At 71.5% G+C, this 19,861-nt stretch carries 14 protein-coding genes; all 14 read right to left on the bottom strand.

The annotated features are described in order from the left end of the window. Nucleotides 1-55: 55 nt before the first annotated feature. The 14 genes from ACFPQ9_RS25255 to ACFPQ9_RS25190 all read right to left on the bottom strand — a co-directional run bounded on the left by ACFPQ9_RS25255 (nucleotide 56) and on the right by ACFPQ9_RS25190 (nucleotide 19,643). A complete protein-coding gene (locus ACFPQ9_RS25255; RefSeq protein WP_380857465.1) occupies nucleotides 56-1,552 on the bottom strand; it encodes an FHA domain-containing protein in 1,497 nt (498 codons plus the stop codon). A gap of 93 nt (nucleotides 1,553-1,645) precedes the next feature. Next, the gene (locus ACFPQ9_RS25250; RefSeq protein ID WP_380857462.1) at nucleotides 1,646-3,028 is read right to left on the bottom strand and encodes a vWA domain-containing protein; all 1,383 of its coding nucleotides are present in this window, start codon (nucleotides 3,026-3,028) and stop codon (nucleotides 1,646-1,648) included. Nucleotides 3,029-3,126: 98 nt separating this feature from the next. Further along, nucleotides 3,127-4,611, bottom strand: coding sequence for a PP2C family protein-serine/threonine phosphatase (locus ACFPQ9_RS25245; RefSeq protein ID WP_380857459.1), 1,485 nt, complete (start codon nucleotides 4,609-4,611; stop codon nucleotides 3,127-3,129). A 3-nt stretch (nucleotides 4,612-4,614) separates the two neighbouring features. Continuing rightward, nucleotides 4,615-7,128: a serine/threonine-protein kinase gene (locus ACFPQ9_RS25240; RefSeq protein WP_380857456.1), complete on the bottom strand. Its 2,514-nt coding sequence runs from the start codon at nucleotides 7,126-7,128 to the stop codon at nucleotides 4,615-4,617. A gap of 22 nt (nucleotides 7,129-7,150) precedes the next feature. Beyond that, entirely contained in the window at nucleotides 7,151-8,476 is a 1,326-nt protein-coding gene (locus ACFPQ9_RS25235; protein ID WP_380857453.1) for a coiled-coil domain-containing protein, read from the bottom strand. Nucleotides 8,477-8,530: 54 nt separating this feature from the next. After that, on the bottom strand, nucleotides 8,531-9,622 hold the full coding sequence (locus tag ACFPQ9_RS25230; RefSeq protein WP_380857450.1) for a glutamate ABC transporter substrate-binding protein: 1,092 nt from the start codon (nucleotides 9,620-9,622) through the stop codon (nucleotides 8,531-8,533). A 14-nt stretch (nucleotides 9,623-9,636) separates the two neighbouring features. Beyond that, the gene (locus ACFPQ9_RS25225; protein ID WP_380857447.1) at nucleotides 9,637-11,109 is read right to left on the bottom strand and encodes a hypothetical protein; all 1,473 of its coding nucleotides are present in this window, start codon (nucleotides 11,107-11,109) and stop codon (nucleotides 9,637-9,639) included. Between the two features lie 332 nt (nucleotides 11,110-11,441). Further along, a complete protein-coding gene (locus tag ACFPQ9_RS25220) occupies nucleotides 11,442-12,413 on the bottom strand; it encodes an N-acetylglucosamine kinase (RefSeq protein ID WP_380857444.1) in 972 nt (323 codons plus the stop codon). Next, nucleotides 12,404-13,669 (bottom strand): 6-phospho-beta-glucosidase, encoded by a 1,266-nt coding sequence (locus tag ACFPQ9_RS25215; protein WP_380857441.1) that lies wholly within the window; start codon nucleotides 13,667-13,669, stop codon nucleotides 12,404-12,406. The genes ACFPQ9_RS25220 and ACFPQ9_RS25215 overlap by 10 nt, the downstream gene beginning before the upstream one ends. 7 nt (nucleotides 13,670-13,676) lie before the next feature. Continuing rightward, complete coding sequence (locus ACFPQ9_RS25210; RefSeq protein WP_380857438.1) at nucleotides 13,677-14,567, bottom strand: carbohydrate ABC transporter permease; 891 nt, start codon at nucleotides 14,565-14,567, stop codon at nucleotides 13,677-13,679. 2 nt (nucleotides 14,568-14,569) lie between these two features. Beyond that, complete coding sequence (locus ACFPQ9_RS25205) at nucleotides 14,570-15,511, bottom strand: carbohydrate ABC transporter permease (protein ID WP_380857435.1); 942 nt, start codon at nucleotides 15,509-15,511, stop codon at nucleotides 14,570-14,572. A gap of 8 nt (nucleotides 15,512-15,519) precedes the next feature. Then, nucleotides 15,520-16,881, bottom strand: a complete 1,362-nt coding sequence (locus tag ACFPQ9_RS25200; protein WP_380857432.1) for an ABC transporter substrate-binding protein — start codon at nucleotides 16,879-16,881, stop codon at nucleotides 15,520-15,522. A gap of 116 nt (nucleotides 16,882-16,997) precedes the next feature. Next, entirely contained in the window at nucleotides 16,998-18,209 is a 1,212-nt protein-coding gene (locus ACFPQ9_RS25195; RefSeq protein ID WP_380857429.1) for an ROK family transcriptional regulator, read from the bottom strand. Between the two features lie 159 nt (nucleotides 18,210-18,368). Further along, nucleotides 18,369-19,643, bottom strand: a complete 1,275-nt coding sequence (locus tag ACFPQ9_RS25190) for an MFS transporter (protein WP_380857426.1) — start codon at nucleotides 19,641-19,643, stop codon at nucleotides 18,369-18,371. Nucleotides 19,644-19,861: the final 218 nt, after the last annotated feature.

The raw sequence follows: 19,861 nt of genomic DNA, 5'->3' as shown, positions 1-19,861 counted from the left end.
CCGGTCGTACGGGCTTCCACCGCCGTACGACCGACCCCTCCCGGGCCGTCGCGTACTAGCCGCGCCGGATCGTGATCGTCGTCCAGGCGCCCACGTGCACCCGGTCGCCGTCCTGGAGCGGCACCGGCACGAAGGGCTGGATGGGCTCCTCGGAGCCGTTCACCGTCGTGCCGTTCGTCGAGTTCTGGTCGACGACCGCCCAGGTGCCGTCCGGCTGCTGGACCAGGACCGCGTGCTGGTGCGAGACGCCCGGGTCCTCCGGCGGCACCGACAGGTCGATGTCGGGGGATTCGCCCGTGGAGTGGCGACGGCGGCCGATGGTGACCTGGTTGCCGGTGAGCGTGCGCTGCTGCTCGGGCGAGTACGCGGGCAGGTTCAGACCCGCGGCCTCGGGGCCGGAGCGCTGCATCATCGCCATGAAGTAGTCACGGTCCGGGCCGATGGTGGCCAGCCAGGCCGTCGGCTGCTGGTGGTAGCCGGGGCCGGGCGGCGGGGCCTGGGTCGCGCCGGGCTGCGGATAGCCGTAGCCGCCCTGCGGGGGCGCGCCGGGGGCACCCGGGCCGCCGGGGCCGGACGACGGAGGGGAGATCACCCAGTCGTCGTCACCGCCGCCGAAGGACGGGCCGCCCTGCGGCGGACGGTTCGGGTCCTGCCCGAATCCGGGTGGGGCCGGCGGGGCGGAGGGGCCGGGGCCGGCCGGCTGGAACGCCTGAGGTGCGCCGCCGGTCGCACCGGGACCGCCGGGCGGCGGCGGAACCGGCCGCGAGGGGTCGCCGCCGAAGGCGGAGGGGGCGTTCATACCGGGACCACCGGGGCCGCCGGGACCACCCGGGCCGCCGGGAGCACCGGGACCGCCGCCCGGACCGCCAGGGCCCTGACCCGGGAAACCCGGGCCGCCGGGAGCACCGGGGCCACCCGGACCACCAGGTGCGCCGTGGTTGGGACCGCCGGGACCACCGGGGCCACCGAAGGCACCGGGACCACCAGGCCCGCCTGCAGCCCCCGGGCCACCGGGCGCCCCCTGACCGCCAGGGCCACCCGGAGCGTGCGGGTCGCCGCCGAACGGCGGGATCGGTTCCGCCGGCCGGTTCACCTGGGACGGGCGCGAGCCCTGGTACTCGTACGAGTCACCGCCGCCGAACGACGGCGGGGGACCCGACTGCTGCTGGAAGTGGGACGGCAGACCGGGTCCTCCGGGCGCCGACGGGCGCGGGGCCGCGGGCGTGTACGACGTCGCCGTGTTGGTCAGGAAGTTCCACCGGCACTCCTCGCAGAACGGCGCACCGCCCTCACGGGGCGTACGGCACTGCGGGCAGAGCTCCGGCTCGCGTCCGCCGGGCATGGGCGGCGGGCCGCCCTGCTGACCGATGTTCGGGCCACCGGGGGCACCGGGTCCAGGACCACCGGGACCGCCGGGCGGCGGGAAGCCGTAGCCGGCGCCGGGCGGGGGCGGCGGCGGAGGGGGCGGAGGTACGGCACCGGCCATGCGGTGACCGCAGACCTCGCACCAGTCGTCGGAACCCGACTGGTGTCCGTTCGGGCAGGTCGGCATGTCGGCGCTTCCCCCTCTCCTTTTCCGGTCGCTCTCGACCGGATTTCTCCGACCCCGAGGGGTCAGGCTCGTTCTTTTCCGGGTCCTGCTAGGTCACTTCTTTACACGAACAGTCTTTGTGGACCGTGTCTCGAGAGTCATCTCATCGGCCTCCGCGACCTTCGCCTTCAGTCGCACAGTACCCGCCGCGGCGTCGACCACGTCCACCACCTTCGCAAGGAGTTTCGCCGTATCCGCATTTCCGGAGGCGCTGGCGAGCTGAACGGCGCGGCCCAGTTTGGCCGTTGCTCCATCCATATCGCCCGCTTTGCGAAGGTCGAGACCTTGTTGAATGGCTTGTGCCAGTTCGGCCTGGCCGGTGTAGTGGGCGACCTGCGGGTTGATCGACGTCGAGGCGACCATGTCGTCGGTCCATACGGCCCGTACCAGTCCCTGCGCGCCCAAGTTGTGCGCGCTCCCTCCCCCACTCTCGGCTCCGCTCGAGCGGGCGGTGCCCCCAGCTTGCGGGACGACCAGCGAGACCCGGGCGGCGAGCATCTCCTGGCCCAGGCCGGCGGCCGGGACCTCGACACAGACGTGGTAGTCACGGGACTCGTCGCCCCAGGAACCGGTGGGGTAGTCCCCGGCGCGCGGGCCGGCCTCGACGCGGCGGTCGGTCAACTCCTCGACCGTGGGCGCGACCTGCTTGACGAACTTGATGGTCGTGCCGACCGGCGTCCACAGCCGCAGGGCGACGTCCGCGACCTCCTTGCCCATCGCCGTCTCCATCATCTGTGTGAAGTCGGCGGCGAGCCCGGCCGGATCGGCGACGATGTCGGCGCTGCCGAGCAGGGCTGAGGCGATCGCTGTGACTTCTTTCACTTCCCAGTCCGTACCCACGCCGCGGGCGTCACAGGTGAACCGTCCGGCGCAGGAGTCGAGCGCCGCCTTGAGGTCCTCCGGCGACTCGTGTTCGTTACGGCCGTCGGTGAGCAGGATGCCGTGCCGGATGGCGACGTCGTCCGAGGACAGCAGCCGGTCGGCGAGCCGCAGCCAGGTGCCGATCGCCGTGCCGCCGCCCGCGCCGAGCCGGCGCAGCGCCTGCTTGGCCTGGTCGCGGGTGGTGGCGTCGGCCACGGCGAGGCGTCCGCCGCCCGGATACACCTCCTTGGCCACGTGCGTCCCGCCGATCACGGCGAAGTGCACCCCGTCGCGCAGGGTGTCGATCGCGGCGGCCGTGGCGTCGCGGGCGTTGCGCATCTTGGTCGGCGGGTAGTCCATCGACCCCGAGCAGTCCACCATGATCGCCACGGCCGCGGACGGGCCCTGCCCCGGTGAATAGAGATGGGGCGCGGCGACCGCGCTGCCGACCGTGCCGCCGCCGGTCGCGGTCACCGTGACGATCGCGTTGACGTCCCGGCCGCCCTCCGGCAGATACTCGTTCTGATACACGTCCACCGAGAACTGCGGCACGTTCGATTTCGAGAAATTGGCCATACGTTCTCAAATCCCCCTAAAGAACCCCGTGATGGGGCCGTGGCTGCCGACGGACCGGTCCCCTCCGGTCCGATGAGGCCGTCCCCCGCGGCAGGGCCTCAGGCCGATCCTGCCCCCATCGGGGGTGCCGGGAACGGCAGGACGGCCACTGTTACGTTGTCGTGGCCCCCACCGTCGAGCGCGTGACCGACGAGCACCTGGGCGCTGTGCAGGGGGCGGGCGGCGGCGTCGAGGGGTACGACGTCGGCCATGTCCTCGGCTGCCTCCGCGTAGTTCCACAGACCGTCCGTGCACACCACCACCACACCCGGCCGGTCCGGCTTGAAGGACGCGGTGTGCGGCTCCAGTTCGTAGGCGTCCGCGCCGAGCCAGCCGGTGATCGCGTGGGCGCGCTCGTCTGCGTACGCCTCGGCCTCGTTCATCAGGCCCGCGGCGACCATCTGCGCGGCCCAGGAGTCGTCCTCGGTGAGCCGGGCCGGGGGAGTGCTGCGGTCCACCGGGATCCAGTAGGCGCGGCTGTCGCCGACCCAGCCGACGATCAGCAGCTCGGGCGTCACCACGGAGCCGACGAATGTGCAGGCGGGCGCGTTCTGGTGCGGGGCCTGCTCACGGGCCGTGGCGGGTTCGGCGGCCAGCGCGTTGACCGCGTTCGAGGCGGCGATGATCGCGTCGTGCATGGCCTGCTGCGGGTGGGTGCCGCGCGGCAGGGCGGCCAGCACCGACTCGCTCGCGGCCCGGGACGCGGCCATCGAGGCGTCGTCCGGGCGGGTCGCCGAGGACACGCCGTCGCAGACGATCGCGACGACCGCGGGCCGGCCGTCGGGCAGCGCGGTGCAGCCGACGGCGAAGGCGTCCTCGTTGCGGTGGTGGCGCAGACCCCGGTCGCTGACGGCGGCGACGGGGCCCGCGTCCTGCTCCATGTGGTCGCGCTCGCGCGGCTGCGCGTGCCCGCAGTTCTCGCAGTAGCCGTCGTGGTCGACACGGCCCGCGCGGCACGCCACGCACACCTTGGTGCCCTCCGGCGGGGTCGGCAGGTCGGCCGAGACCCGCGGGTCGGGCGCCTGCAACGGGTAGTCGTCGGGCTCCGGCGGACGGTCGAACCGCACACCGGAGGCCGGGGACACGGGGGAGCCGGTCGGGGCGGGAGCGGCGGCGGGGGCAGCCGCGGGGGCGGCCGCCGGTGGCGGCGGGGGGCCGACCGGTCCGGCCGGGGCCGGGATACCGGGGTGCCCCGGCGGCACCTCGGGAGCGCTCGCCACCGGCGGCGCCGGTCGGGGCGGCGGCGGAGCCTGCGGGGGCGGGGGAGTGCCCGGGGGCAGTTCGGGGCCGCCCGGGGCAGTGCCCGTCGGTTCCGCCGGCAGATGCGCGGGCGCCGGGACGACGGGGCCCTCCGGTGCGGCGGCCACGGGCCAGTCCGCGCCGGGCGCACCCGGCGCCGAGCCGTTCAGGGCGATGGTGGGGTGGTCGTCCGGCCGTACGGGCACGGTGGACAGGTCGTATCCACACGCACCGCAGAAACGGTCACCCGACTCGAGCGGCCATTCGCAGCTCGGGCAGGCGGACAACTGGGGCATCTGCGACATCAACTACACCCACGTCCGGGGGCGGTAACGGTTGGCACGTTCCACCAGGTCGATCCTCTCCTCGCCGCCCCGCGCGAGACGGGCCAGCATGCGGTACGAACGCTCCAGACCGAAACGCAGTCCCCGCTCGTCCAGGCCGCTGCCGAGCAGCGTCCGTCCTCCGGCGGCGCCAGGGGCGGAACCCTGGCCCCCGGAGAGTATCCAGTCCAGGGCGCAGCCGAGGACTTCCGTCGACAACTGCTCCCGGCGCGCCGGGTCAAGGCCGTACGCGTCGAGCGCCTCGACCTGCCCCGCGGCGGCGGTCAGGTCGTCCAGGAACGGTACGTCGGAGGCGACCGCCGTGCGTTGACGCAGCCGGGCGCGGACGGACGCCACGCGTGCGGCGGTGTAGTGGATGGAGCTCTCCGGCACCGACTCCAGGGTCCGCACGGCGCTGCGCCGGTCACCGGTCGCCAGCTGGACACGGGCGAGACCGAAGGCGGCGCTGACATAGCTGGGGTCGGTCGACCACACTAGGCGGTAGTACTCGGCGGCGTTGTCCAGCTGACCCAGCACCTCCGCGCACAGGCCGAGGGCCAGCTTGGGGGCGGGCTCGCCGGGGAAGGCGTCGTAGATCGCGTCGAAGGCGAGCGCGGCGCCCTCGTGGTCGCCGGTGACGAGCGCGGCCACCCCGCGGTACCAGACCACCCGCCAGTCGTCGGGCCGTTCGTCCTCCAGCTTCAGCAGCGTCTCGTGCGCCGTGCCGGTGTCGCCGTTCTCCAGCCAGGCCCGCACCTGCCGCAGCCGGGTCTCGGTCGACGGCGCGGGCGCTGCGGCGAGGGCGCCCAGCAGCTCGGCCGCCGCGGTCGTCATCAGACCCGCGAGGAAACCGGCGTTGGGATCGGACGGGTCGACCCGCGGGACGGGCAGGGCGAGCGCCGCGACGGAGGCGCTGACGGGCTTGACGATGCCGGGGGAACCGGCGGCACCGCCGGGCTGCCCGTTGCCCGCCGTGAGCTCCTTGCCAGCGGGCGCCACGCGTGCCCCCAGCCGCGAGACCTCACCGTCCAGCTTCGGGAACAACTCCGTGTCCGTGACCCGCACTTCGGGCCCGAACAGCGTCGACAGCGACGGCCTCGCGCGCCCCGTCTGCAGGGACACGACCTCGCGCAGCACGCCCGTCAGCTGCTCCGTCATCTCCTGCGCGGAGGCGAAGCGGCGGGCCGGGTCGGGGTCGGTGGCGCGGACCAGGAGGCGGTAGAAGGACTCGTACTGGCGGAAGACCTCGATGTGGTCGGGGTCGGGCAGCGAGTCGACGTAGACGTTCGTGTAGCCCTGGAAGTCGAAGGACAGCACGGCCAGGGTGCGCGCGACCGTGTACAGGTCGGAGGCGACCGACGGGCCGACCTCCGCCACCTCCGGCGCCTGGTAGCCCACCGTGCCGTAGATGGCCGACTCGTCGTCGTCCATCCTGCGCACCGCGCCCATGTCGATCAGCTTCAGCTGATCCTCGGTCTGGATGGCGTTGTCGACCTTGAAGTCGCAGTACAGCAGGTTGCGGGTGTGCAGATGGCCGAGCGCCTCCAGGGCCTCGATGCCGTACGCGCACGCCTGCTCCACGGGCAGCGGATCGCGCCGGCCCGTCTCCGTGCGGCGGGCGTTGGCGATCTCCTTCAGGGACTTGCCGCCGACGTACTCCATGACGATGTAGCCGTCCAGGGAGCCGGTGCGCTGGTCGAGGTGCTCGACGAAGTTGTAGATCCGCACGATGTTGGCGTGCTCGATCTCCGCCAGGAAACGCCGCTCGGAGATCGCCGCCGCCATCGCGTCCTGGTCGCCGGTGTCCAGCAGACCCTTGAGCACCACCCAGCGGTCGGAGACCGCGCGGTCCACGGCGAGATATATCCAGCCGAGACCGCCGTGCGCCAGACAGCCCACGACCTCGTACTGGCCGTGCACGATGTCGCCCGACTTCAGCTTCGGCACGAACGAATACGGGTGCCCGCACTTCGTGCAGAAGCCCTCCGTGCGCCCCGGGCGCTCCCCGCGGGCCCGGCCGACGGGCGCGCCGCAGTCCGAACGCGAGCAGAACCGCTTGCGCTCGGGCACCTCCGGGTTCTCAAGCACCATCGCGCGCGGATCGGGCCGCGGCACGTCCGGGACCTGGACCAGACCGACGCCGAGCCGGCCGCGCCCGCTGGAGCCGGTGGACGAACCCGAGCTGCGCACCGACACCGAGCGGCCCGTGGAACGGCCCGACAGCGCGCGCGACAGCCGTCCCGACACCGAGCGCCGGGACTTCGACGACTGCGACGACGTACGGGAGCTGCCGCGGCCGGTGGAGCGGGAGCTGCCGCTGCCCGCCGAGCCGCGCGCGCCCTTGCCGCCGGTCATCCCGGTGGCCGGCGAACCGACCATGCCGGACGCCGACACGACCGGGGCGAGGCCGCAGGTGTCGCAGTACAGCTCGCCGCCGCCCACGTCCTCGTACGTCCCGCCGCAGTCCGGCCGCTGACAGCTGCGCTGTGCCTGACTCATGACGACGACTCCCCCCTGTCTCTCATGATCCCCCGCGATCCTCCGGCCCGCGCGGCCCCGGTACCCGGCCGCCGCCGAGCAGGTCGGCCGCCGCGTGCTGGTAGCGCAGCACCGCCTGTTCGGCGACCCGCAGGTCGCAGGGGGCGCTCCACAGCATGCGGCGGGCCGCGTCGTAGCGCTCGATGAGGAACGGGTCCTCCGCGAGGCCGTGCCGGGCGACCTTCGCCTTGTACGCGTCGAGGCGGCCGCGCAGCTCCGCGCGGACCGCCAGGGGCGCGGTGACCGCGGTCAACGACTCCCGGGCGCGCAGCAGTTCGTCCTCCGCCTTCTGCTCCAGGGACTCAAGGAGCGGGGACAGGCGGTGCCACTGGGCCTGTCTGCGGTACTCCGCGGCCGTCGCCAGCTGCTCCTGGAGCACGGTCGGCGGGCCGCTGACGACCGGCACCTCGGTGGCGGCGATCTTCGCCAACACCTCGCCGCGCGCGGTGCGGGCCTCGGCGAGCGTACGGTCCGCGCGCGAGAGCACGTCCCGCAGCTTGACCAGCCGCTGCTCGGCATCCTGACGGACCGTCAGTACAGCGTCGATCTCACGCCGTACGTCCTCCAGGGCGCGCGCCTCACGGTCGTAGACCGTGGTGTCCGGCCTGCCGCCGCCCGGTGCCGAACTCCCCTGCGCCCGGATCCAGTACGCGAGCGGGTCGGACACCACCTGTGCGCGCAGGTTGGTGAGGGTGCGCGTGATGCGCTCCAGGTCGTCGCCCGCCGGGTGCTCGCCGGGGCGTACCCCCACGGAGTGGGCGAGCCGGCGGGTGCGCTGGAGCTCCGCGGCGAGTAAATCGATACGGGCCGGCAGCGCCGACCACACCGCGTCCGCGGCGACCACCATGTCCAGCGAGGTCGCGTACAGCTCGTTCATCCGGTCCACCAGCGTGACCAGCGAGAACTGCTCGCTGAGCTTGCTCGCGGAGCCATGCAGCGTCGGGGCGGCCGCGGTCGCCGCCGCCGAACCCGCGACGGTCACCGACTCACCTCGCAGCAACTCCGTCAGCTCCACCAGGTCGTCCCTGCTGGACCAGCGGCGCCGGGAGCGGATGTCGCGGGCCGAGCGCAACGCGTCCGTGTACGCGTCGAAGTACGCCCACAGCAGTGTGATCGAGGCCTCCGCGGCGCTCCAGCGTTCCTCGGTGACGCCTGTGAGTTCGGCGCCTTCGAGAAGTCTGCGGCCCGCGTGGTCCTGAAGGGCGAGCAGCGAGGTCTCGATCGCCTCGTGCTCCGCGCCGAGCCGCGCCAGCGCACGGTCCACCTCGTCCCGGTCCATCACCGGCCCGGCGGGGTCCGTGACGCCCATCGATCACCTCTCGCTGCGTTGTGTTCCGTCAGTCGTCCGTCAGTTGACGGCCGGCTACTTGTAGTCGGCATCGGGAGGGGTCGCCGACGCCGACTTCTTGTCGCCCTGATCCATGGTCGGGTGGAGCCACTTCTCGTACGACGCCTCCCAGCCACCGTCCTTGACGTAGTTCTCCAGGGTCCGGTTGACCTGGCGTACCAGATCGTCCGAGCCCAGTTTCATCGCCACGCCGTAGTACTCGTCCGTGAACAGGCTGCCCTTGAGTTCCACGGTCGGATCCTGTGCCGCCTGACTCGCCGCGAGCGCGCCGTCCGTCACGACCGCGTCGACGTCTCCGAGCTGCAACTTCACCAGGCAGTCGAGCTGGTTGGGGACGGTGGTGCTGATGTCGGTGGAGGCCGGAAGGTCGCCGTTCTTCCTGCCCGCTTCGAGGTTGTCGTACGCGGTGGAGCCCTCCGCGGAGCACACCTTGCGGTCGGCCAGCGTCTTGTCGAACCCGGTGATCGCCGAGGTCTTGGGGGCAAGCACCTGCTGGCCGGTGACGAAGTACGGGGCGGAGAAAGCGACTTGGCCGATACGGTCGCAGTTGATCGTCATGGTGCGCACCACCATGTCGACCTCGCCCTTCTGGATGGCCTCGATACGGCGGCTGGTCGGGATCGCCTTGAACTGCACGGCGTCACGATCGCCGAGGATGTCCTCGGCGATCCGGTGGACCAGGTCGATGTCGAAGCCCTCCAGTTCGCCGGAGGGGTTGTTCGGGTCGAGGTAGCCCCAGCGGTAGCTGTTGGTGTCGACGCCGACGATCAGCCGCCGGTCCTTGCGGTCCTTGATGGCGTCGAGGACCGGGGACCTGCCGTCGCCGCCGGACGGCGACAGGGACTGGTCCTCGGGGTTCTCGCACTCCTCGGCCGCCTTCACCTGGCTGCCGTGGGCGACGCCCCGGCCTGCGCCGGCCGGGTCCGGTCCGCCCTGCTGGGACAGCGGCAGCAGCAGGGCGAAGGCCAGCGCCAGGGCGCAGACGACGGCCATCGCGCCGACTCCGCCCCAGCCGCGCACGCCGGCCCGCAGACGGCGCCATGCGCCGGCCGCGCCCCGGAGGCGGACCGAGGTGTCGCCTGCGGTCTTCGTGCCGCGTGCGTTCATCGTCGTGCCCCCTCTCACCGGTACTCCGACAGCCTGCGGCCGATGCCGAGGACCGCGCCGGCCGCGCCCAGGACCGCGAGGACCGCGGCACCGGTCGGCAGGCCCGTCAGCGAGTCACGGCCGTCGCTCGCGGCCTGCCTGAACTCGTTCTGCTCGTGGGTGAGCGCCGTCGCCAGGGCCTTGTCGACATTGTCGAAGCACACGCTCGTCGGCTCCTTCGCGGCGCCGATGACGCGGTCGCGGGCGGCCTGGTAGTTGCCCGACTCATTGTCGTCGCGGGCCAGGCCGTGGCGGTCCTTCCAGATCTTCATGAAGCCGTTCGCGTCCTGGACCGGCTTCCTGCCCGCTGTGTCGTCGGCGAGGTCCTCGGCCCGGACGAGTGCCTTGCCGAGTGCGTCGATCTCCTGGTCGTAGCCCCACTCGTAGGCGTCGACGACCTTGTCGTCGGCGAGCGTCCTGGTGTCCGCGCCGCGGCGGACCAGCGTGAGGTTCTCGTCGCTGCGGGCCGTGAGGGAGGCGATACGGGCCTCGTGCAGCACGTTCAGCGAGCGGACGCCGTGGTCGTAGGAGTCGTTGAGGCCCGAGCGTGCGATGACATGTCCTACGGCGAGCCACAGCAGGACGATCGTGGAGGCGGCCGTGGCGGTGACCAGGCCGTGGTTCAGGACCCTGTTCGTGCGGCGGTAGTTGCGGCGCTGGGCCCAGATGAGGGCGGCCAGCGCGAGGACGCCGAGACCGGCCGCCGCCCAGGGGAACGACTTCGCGTCCGCGTAGTCGTCGCGCAGGCGCTGGTTCTCCGTCTCGTGCAGCTTCTGGGCCGCCGGGAGCATCCGCTGCTGCATCATCTCGTTCGCGGCGCGCAGGTAGGCGCCGCCGACGGGGAAGCCCTGGCGGTTGTTGGCCCGTGCCGTCTCCACCAGGCCCTTGTACTCCGGGAGGAGTCTGCTGAGCTCGGCGATCGTCTTCGCGGAGGTGGAGCCCGACTCGGAGTTGGCGGCCGCGGTGACGAGTTTGGCGGCTGCCGTGCGGATGTCCCGTTCGTAGCCCTCGCGCATGGCCGGCTTCTCCTGGAGGCCGGCGAGGTAGCCGCTGGCCGCTGCGGTGTTGGCGTCCGCCAGGGAGCGGTAGATGTCGGCCGCGTCGGAGGTGAGGGGCTGGCTGCGGTTGAGGACGTCGTCGGCGGCGGCCGCGCGCTCGGTCATCTGCCAGGCGGCGATGGAGCCGAAGGCCACGACGAGGAGGGCCAGCAGGGCGCCGATGATGCGCAGGCGGCCCGGTTCGGTGGTGGCGGCGGTGCGGAGTTGGTCGAAGCCCTCGGCGAAGGCGGTGCGACGGGGTGCTGTGGGCGATGTCGGGGGTGGTGTTGTGGGTGTGGGGGAGTGTGGGGTGGGGTGGGGCGCTTGCGGGGGGATGGACGGCATGGTGGGCGCGCCTTGCGCCGGGGCGGTGCCCGGTGGTGGTGCGCTGCTCTTCGGCGTCTGTGTCACTGCTGACCTCCCCCGTGGTCATCCGTCGCGGCAAGTATCGCTGCCGGGACTGACATCCGCACCGGCCTTCGCTGGATCTTGATCGGATCGCAGCGCGGGCGCCGGGCCCCGGCACCCCGAAACATGCCCCGCACCACCCCCTGCCCATGAATACGTCGTGGGAATCTGTTCGGTTCCAGGTTCGGGGTTCGGGGGTGTGCCTCGTGCCCGCGAGTGCGTTGGGGGTGCCCTCGGCGGCTGACTCGTGGCGCCGGGCGACTGCCACCCCCTGGGGGTGCGGGGAACTGCGCGACCGGCCCCCACGGACCCGCAGCCGCCGTCCGTAGAGCCCCTTACGGCTCGAAGTGGCGGCGGAGGTGGGTATGGACCTCCTCGGGGGCCGCTACGGCGTCGAGACCCAGCAGGGCCGCCCCCAGCACCGGGCTCGCCGTGACCACGCTGGGGGCCGCCTTTGGGGCGCGGGACGCCAGCAAGTCGCGGATCGCGTCGATCAGTTGGGGGTGGCGTGCGGCCAGGACACTGCCGCCGAGCAGGACCGGGGTCTCCTCCTCCAGAAGGTCGAGGCGGGCCAGCGCGACCGTGGCCATCGCGACCACCTCGTCGGCCAGGCGGTCCACCAGGGAGCGGGCGACGGGGTCGCCGGACGCGGCCGTGGCGAAGAGGACCGGGGTCAGCTCGTGGCGGCGGATGTCCTCGATGCGCTCCAGGTGCAGGGACTCGATCAGGGCGTACATGGTGGGGAGGCCGAAGTGCGCGGGCAAGGTGTGCGCGAGGTCCGTGGGCGCCCCGCGGCCGTCCTCCGCCCGGGCCGCGTGCCACAGGGCCTCCTCCGCCAGGCCCCAGCCGCCGCCCCAGTCACCGGAGATACGGCCCAGCGCGGGGAAGCGGGCCGTACGGCCGTCGGGGCGCATGCCGACGCAGTTGATGCCGGCGCCGCAGACGACGGCCACCCCGCGGGGTTCGGTGACGCCCGCCCGCAGGATGGCGAAGGTGTCGTTGCGGACCTCGACCGTCGTGCCCCACGCGCGTGCGTGCAGCGCGGCCGCCAGGGTCTCCTCCTCCACCGGGAAGTCGGCGTTCGCCAGGCAGGCCGAGACATGGTCGGCGGCCGTCACACCCGCGGCGGAGAACGCCTCCTCCACTGCCTCGGCGAGCGTGTCCATCGCCTGCTCCACGCCCACGGCCGGGGGTCGGAAGCCGCCCGCGCGGGCGGTGGCGAGGACGCTTCCGTCGGCCGCCACCACCGCCACGTCGGTCTTGCTGTTGCCCGCGTCGACGGCGAGGACACGTGCGGTCATGCCCACGCGAGGTGCTCCCGGTTGTGTGCGATGAGTTGGTCGGTCAGCTTCTCCGCGTACTCGTACTGGCCGATGAGCGGGTGGGAGAGAAGAGCCTTGAAGACTCGGTCGCGGCCGCCGCGCAGGGCCGTCTCCAGGGCCAGGTCCTCGTACTCCGTCACCTGGGCCATCAGACCCGCGTACAGGGGGTCCGGGCGCGGGACCGCGAGAGGGACGGCGCCCTTGCGTCCCACCGCCGCCTGCACCTCGATCACCGCGTCGTCCGGGAGGAACGGGAGTGTGCCCCTGTTGTACGTGTTCACCACCTGGTACGGGCTGCCCGCACCGTTCAGCAGCGCCGCCGCCAGGTCGACCGCCGCCTCGGAGTAGTACGCGCCGCCTCGCTCGGCCAGCAGCTCCGGCTTCTCGTCCAGGGCCGGGTCGGCGTAGAGCTCCAGCAGCTTTCTTTCCATTTCGGCCACTTCGGCGGCGCGGGACGGCTTGGTGCGCAGTTCGCGGACCACCTCGTCGTGTGCGTAGTAGTAACGCAGGTAGTACGACGGGACGACGCCCAGGCGGTCCAGCAGTACGCGCGGCAGCCGCAGGTCCGCGGCGATCGGGTCGCCGTGGTCGGCCAGCAGCTTCGGCAGGACGTTCTCGCCCTCGGGGCCGCCCAGGCGCACCCCCGTCTCCCAGGTGAGGTGGTTGAGGCCCACGTGGTCGAGGTGGATGTCGGCGGGGGCCACGCCCAGCATGGCGGCGAACTTCCGCTGGAAACCGATCGCCACGTTGCACAGGCCGACCGCCTTGTGGCCCTCCTGGAGCAGGGCCCGGGTCACGATGCCGACCGGGTTGGTGAAGTCGATGATCCAGGCGGTGGGGTTGGCGCGGCGGACGCGGTCGGCGATGTCGAGGACGATCGGGACCGTGCGCAGGGCCTTCGCCAGGCCGCCGGCGCCCGTCGTCTCCTGGCCGACGCAGCCGCACTCCAGGGGCCAGGTCTCGTCCTGTTCACGGGCCGCCTGGCCGCCGACGCGGAGTTGGAGGAGGACCGCGTCGGCGCCCTCCACCGCCGCGTCCAGGTCCGTGGTCGTGGTGATCCTGCCGTTGTGGGCCTGGCGTGTGAAGATACGGCGGGCCAGGCCGCCGACCAGTTCGAGGCGGTCCGTCGCCGGGTCCATCAGGACCAGTTCCTCGATGGGGAGGGTGTCCCGCAGACGGGCGAAGCCGTCGATGAGTTCGGGGGTGTAGGTCGAACCTCCGCCGACCACGGTGAGTTTCATACGTGTATCAACCCTTTACTCCGGTGAGCGTGACGCCCTCTACGAACGCCTTCTGGGCGAAGAAGAAAACGAGGATCACGGGGGCCATGACCAGTACGGTCGCGGCCATCGTGAGGTTCCAGTCGGTGTGGTGGGCGCCCTTGAACGACTCCAGGCCGTAGGACAGGGTCCATGCGCCCGGGTTCTCGGACGCGTAGATCTGGGGGCCGAAGTAGTCGTTCCACGCGTAGAAGAACTGGAAGAGGGCCACCGCGGCTATGCCCGGCTTCGCCATGGGGAGGACGACCCGAAGGAGCGTGCGCAGTTCGCCGCAGCCGTCCACCTTCGCCGCGTCCAGGTACTCGTTCGGGATCGTGGTGAGGAACTGGCGCAGGAGGAAGATCGAGAACGCGTCTCCGAACGCCATGGGGATGATCAGCGGCCAGAGGGTGCCCGAGAGGTCCAGTTGCTTCGCCCAGAACAGATACATCGGGATGATGATCACCTGCGGCGGCAGCATCATCATCGAGATGACCAGCATCAGGGACAGGTTCCGGCCACGGAAGCGGAACTTGGCGAGCGCGTAGGCCACGGGGATGGAGGAGACGACCGTGAGGACCGTGCCCAGGCCCGCGTAGAGCAGCGTGTTCTTCCACCAGGTCAGGAAGCCGGGGGTGTCGAAGACCTTGGTGTAGTTGCTCCATTCCCAGGTGTCCGGGACCAGGTCGCGGGTGAGTGCCTGCTGGTCGCTCATCAGCGAGGTCAGGACGACGAACACGAAGGGCAGGGTGAAGAACAGCGCGGCCGCGATACCGAGGGAGTGGATCGCTATCCATTCCAGGAGTGCTTTGCGGCGCGCCGTGCGCTCGGCGACTGTCGGGTTTCCCAACTGAACCGGCTTGTCCAGTACTTGGGTCATGGTCAGTCACCTGCCTGGATCAGTCCGCCCCGGCGCCGCATCAGCAGCGCGGTGAACGCCATGGCGAGGGCGAACAACACGAGTGCGACCACACAGGCCGAGCCGTAGTCGAAGCGCTGGAAGCCGAGGTTGTAGACGAGCTGGGGGAGGGTGAGGGTCGACTTGTCGGGGTAGCCCGGCTCGAACTGCTGGCCGGAGCCGCCGATGATGCCGGAGGCGACCTTTCCGGCCACCAGGGGCTGGGTGTAGTACTGCATCGTCTGGATCACGCCCGTGACGACCGCGAACATCACGATCGGTGAGATGTTCGGCAGGGTGACGTAGCGGAACCGCTGCCAGGCCGACGTACCGTCCAGTTCCGCGGCCTCGTACTGCTCCTTCGGCACGTCGAGCAGCGCGGCCATGAAGATGACCATGAGGTCGCCCACGCCCCACAGCGCGAGCGCGGTGAGGGCCGGCTTGGACCAGGCGGGGTCCGTGAACCAGCCGGGGGTCGGCAGGCCCAGGCCGTCCAGGACCGAATTCACCGGGCCGGTGCCGGGGTTGAGGAGGAAGACGAAGGCCAGGGTCGCGGCGACCGGCGGGGCCAGGTAGGGGAGGTAGAACAGGGTGCGGAAGACGCCTGTGCCCGTCTTGATCTTCGTGATCAGCAGGCCGATGCCGAGGCCGAACACCACCCGGCAGGTCACCATCACCAGCACCAGCCAGAGCGTGTTGCGCAGCGCCGGCCAGAACATCGGGTAGTCGTTGAAGACGTAGGCCCAGTTGCCCAGGCCGCGGAAGGCCGGTGTGCCGAAGCCGTCGTACTTCATGAAGGAGAAGTACACGGTCGACACCAGCGGGTAGGCGAAGAAGACGCCGAATCCGATGAGCCACGGTGACAGGAAGGCCACCGTCCGAAGCGCCGACCTGCGGCGCTTCGCGCGGAGAGTGTGCGTGGACATCGCCGGCGCTACTTCGCCTGCTCGATGTCGGTGTCGATCTGCTTCGCGGTCTTCTCCAGGCCGGCCTTGAGGTCCTTCACCTTGCCGGACTCGTACTGGTAGCCGAAGTCCTGCAGCGTCGTCTGGTACGTGGAGCCGTTGACGGAGGCAGGCGGCGTGTTCGAGTGCGGGTTCTGGGCGATGTCCAGGAACGTCTTGAAACCGGGGTCCACCTTCAGGTCGGGGGACTTCAGCGCCTCGAACGTGGAGGGCACGTTGTGAATGGCGTTGGCGAAGGAGACGACGGCCTGCGTGTCGGTGGTCAGGTACTTCACCAACTCCCAGGCGGCGTTCTGCTTCTCGCTCTGCGGGGCGATGCCGATGATCGTGCCGGAGAGGAAGCCCTTGCCGTACTCGTCGGCCTCGTCGTCGGCGACGGGCATCGGGGCGGTGCCGATCTCGAAGTCGACGCCGGCGTCCTGCGCCATGCCTAGCCGCCACTCGCCGTCGAGCTGCATGGCCACCTGGCCGGTCTGGAACGGATGCTTGGCGCCCCACTCGTCACCGAAGGTGTTGCGGTACTTCTCCAGCTTCGCGAAGCCGCCGAGGTCGTCGATCAGCTTCTTCTGGTACGTGAACATCTCCGCGAAGGCCGGGTCCTTGGCGATGTTGGACTTACCGCTCTTGTCGAAGTAGGCGTGGTCCCACTGCGACATGTAGTGGTCCACGACCGTCTCGTAGCCGTGGTAGGTCGGCATGAAGCCGAGCTGCTGGTAACTGTCGCCCTTGCTGACGGTCAGCTTCTTGGCGACCTGCGCGAACTCCGACCAGGTCTTCGGCGGGGACTTGATGCCCGCCTTGTCGAAGGCGTCCTTGTTGTAGTAGAGGCCGTAGGCGTCGCCCAGCAGCGGCAGGGCGCAGCGGGTGCCCTCGAACTGGGTGTAGTCCAGCATCGGCTTCGGGACGATCTTGTCGAGGTCCAGTTTCGACTTCTCGATGAAGGGCTTCAGGTCGAGGAAGGAGCCGGAGGAACAGAACTTGCCGACGTTGGAGGTCGTGAACGACGACACCACGTCGGGACCGCTCGAACCGCCCGCGCGCAGCGCCTGGTTGAGCTTGTCGTCGTTGATGTTGCCGACGACCTTCACCGTGATGTTCGGGTGGGCCTTCTCGAACGCGTCGACGTTCGCCTGGATCGCCTTGACCTCGGCGGGCGCGCTCCAGCCGTGCCAGAAGGTGATCGTCGTCTTGGCGTTGGGGTCGTCGTCGGCACCGGACTCCGACGAGCCCGTACAGGCTGTGGCGAGCAGGGCCAGGGAGGCGGAGGCGGCGAGCGCGGCGGCGGTCTTGCGGGACGCCGACGGTATGACTTTCCAGGACTTTCCGGGCATGGCGAGGTCTCCCAGGGGCGGGACGGGGTGGGTGAAGGGAAGGCGTGGGGTGAGGCGAGAGGTGGGTTCGGGTGGTGAGCCGAAGTCGGGGTGGTGAGCCGAAGGGGGGTGGGTGCTCAGCGTGAGGTGTTGAAGACCTCGTCGCGTGTCGTCGCCAGCGCGCTCTCCAACGCGCCCCGCAGCACGGGGTGTTCACGTACGTCGCCGACGACGAGCCGGGGCCGGGACGCGGCCAGTTCCTCCAGCTCGGACTGGACCAGGGCGCGCAGCACCTCGCCGCCGGCGGTCAGGGAGGCGCCGCTGAGGACGACAAGTTCGGGGTCGAGGACGGAGACCAGGGAGGCCAAGCCGGTGGCCAGCCGGGTCGCGTAGGTCTGGAGCAGCAGCCGGTTGAGGACGGTGTCCTCGCCTGCGGCCCGCTCGACGAGGGTGGCGGCGGCCTCGGCGTACGGCGTCGACGGGATGGACGACATGCCGATCTCGCGTGCGAGCCGGGGGATGGCCTGGGAGCCGGCCAGCTCCTGGTAGCCACCACTGTTGGCTTTGGTCACCTGCCGGACCAGAGGTGTGCCGGGAACCGGCAGGAAACCCACCTCGCCCGCGCCGCCGGTCCAGCCGCGGTGCAGTCGGCCGCCGAGGACCAGGGCGGCACCGAGACCGCCCTCGTTCCACAGCAGCACGAAGTCCTCGTGGCCGCGGGCCGCGCCGAGCCGCTGCTCGGCCACCGCCACGAGGTTGACGTCGTTCTCGTACTCGACCGGCATCGGCAGGGCCGCGGCGAGTTCGTCCAGGAGCGCGGGGGTGTGCCAGCCGGGGAGGTGGGAGGCGTAGCGCAGCCGGCCCGTGTTGGGGTCGAAGGCGCCGGGTGTGCCGATGACGAGCCGGTGGACGTCGTCGCGGGCCAGTCCCGCCGCCTTCACCGCGCCGTCGAGCGCGTCGGTGACCAGCCGGACCACGGGCTGGGCCAGGCGCCTGCCGGGGGTGGGCAGTTCGTACGACCCGACGGTGCGGCCCGTGATGTCGGAGACGGCGGCGAGGATGCGTTCGGGGGTGACGTCGAGCCCGGCGGCGTACGCGGCGGTCGGGTTGACCTCGTACAACTGGGCGTTGGGGCCGGGGCGGCCCTCCGTCGTGCCGGTCGCCAGGACGAGGCCGGCGGCCTCCAGGCGGGCCAGCAGCTGGGAGGCGGTCGGCTTGGACAGGCCGGTGAGCTTGCCGATCCGTGTCCGGGACAGTGGCCCGTGCTCCAGGAGGAGATCCAGGGCGGCACGGTCGTTCATGGCGCGCAGCACGCGTGGGGTGCCCGGCGTACCGGCGGTTCCTGCCATGGTGTCGACACCTGCCTCTCGGCTGACCAGCTTCTCAGTGATCTACGACGGAAGTCCATCCAAGGTCACTGTTAGGAAAGTTTCCTATCCGCTGCGGAGGAACGTAAGCCCGGCGGGAAGTCGGCGTCAAGAGAGGAGGTCCGGCAGGCAACAGAGTCGTTATCTGAGGGCGCCGACCCGCCGTGCGTGCTCATGCCATGGGAGCAGAAGCGGTGTCGCCAGCAACAGGGCGCCGGCGAGAGCGATCGCCGTACGCGGGCCGGTCAGGGTGGCCAGCCATCCCCACAGCGCCGTTGTCGCCGCGGTCGCCGTCTTGGTGCTGATCGACCACGCGGCGAGAGTGCGGGTGACGCGGTCCGGTGGGGTCAGATCCAGGCGGGTGGTGGCGAGCACCGGGTTGAAGACGCCCGCGCAGGTGATCAGGCCGAACTCGACGGCCATGACGAGGACGAGACCGGGGGCGCCCGGGCCGACGAAGGCCAGACCGAGGGGCCAGCAGGCACGCAGGGTGCCGGCGGCGAGCAGGATCCGGTGCCGGCCATGGCGGACGGTCAGCCGCCGCGACAGCCGGGAGCCCAGCAGGCCGCCCAGACACGGCACGGCGAAGGCGAGGCCGTACTGCCAGGGGGCGAAGCCGAGCCGGCCGAGCATCAGGACGGCGAGCAGCGGGGCCGACGCCATGATCAGGGAGTTGACCAGGACGGTGTTGAGGAACAGTGGGCGCAGGGCGGGTTGGGTGAGGAGATGCCGCCAGCCAGCCCGCAGGTCGCGCGGCCGGGGGCCTGAGGGGGCGTCAGGGCGGGATTGTTGCTGTTCCTTACAGGGCACCTGGCTTTCCCCGCGGGATTGTTGCCCTTCCTTACCCCCGATCGCGCGGATGCCGAGTGCCGAGAGAAGGAAGCTGACCGCGTTCGCCAGCACCGTCGCCATCGGGCCGAGCATCCCGAAGGCCGCGCCGCCCAGCGGTGGGCCGAGCGCCGTGGCCGTCCACATCGTGGCCTCGAAGCGGCCGTTCGCCACGAGCAGGTCCTCCGCCGGCACGAGCGACTTCAGGTACGCCCCGCTCGCCGCGTTGAACGTGATGTCCGCCGCGGCCACCGCCACCGACACCAGCAGCAGCTGCCCGAGACCGAGCGCGTCCAGTGCGAACGCGACGGGCAGACTCAGCAGCGCCGCGCACCGGATCAGATCCGCCGCGACCAGCACCGGCCGCTTCGGCCGGAACTCCACCCACGCCCCGAGCGGCACCGCCAGCGCCGCCCCGACCGCGAGCCCCGAGGCGGCCAGCAGCGACACCTCGGTCGTTCCGGCGTGCAGCACGACGACCGCGATCAACGAGAACGCGTCGAACGCCAGCCACGTGCCCAGAGAACTGACCGCGTAGGCCGCCCACAGCCACGCGAACCGCCGCCCCAAGGACCGCCCGCCCGACACAGCCCACCACCCCGCTCACCCACGACCGCCCGCCGGTCCGGGTCATCCAAGCCAGCCGGACGCGCACGGATCAAACAACCGAGGGGCCGGGCCGTACAACCGGCGGATGTACGCCGCCGCGGAGGCGGGGACGGGGCTCGGCGCGCGCGGAAAGCGCGCCGAAAACGCGTAGAAAAGGGGGGCTCCCGGCGATGCCCGGAGCCCCTCTGCCGCGTCCC

Source organism: Streptomyces coerulescens (genome assembly GCF_042657965.1).
GTDB classification, from domain to species: domain Bacteria; phylum Actinomycetota; class Actinomycetes; order Streptomycetales; family Streptomycetaceae; genus Streptomyces; species Streptomyces coerulescens.
This window is presented reverse-complemented; position numbering and strand designations above follow the sequence as displayed.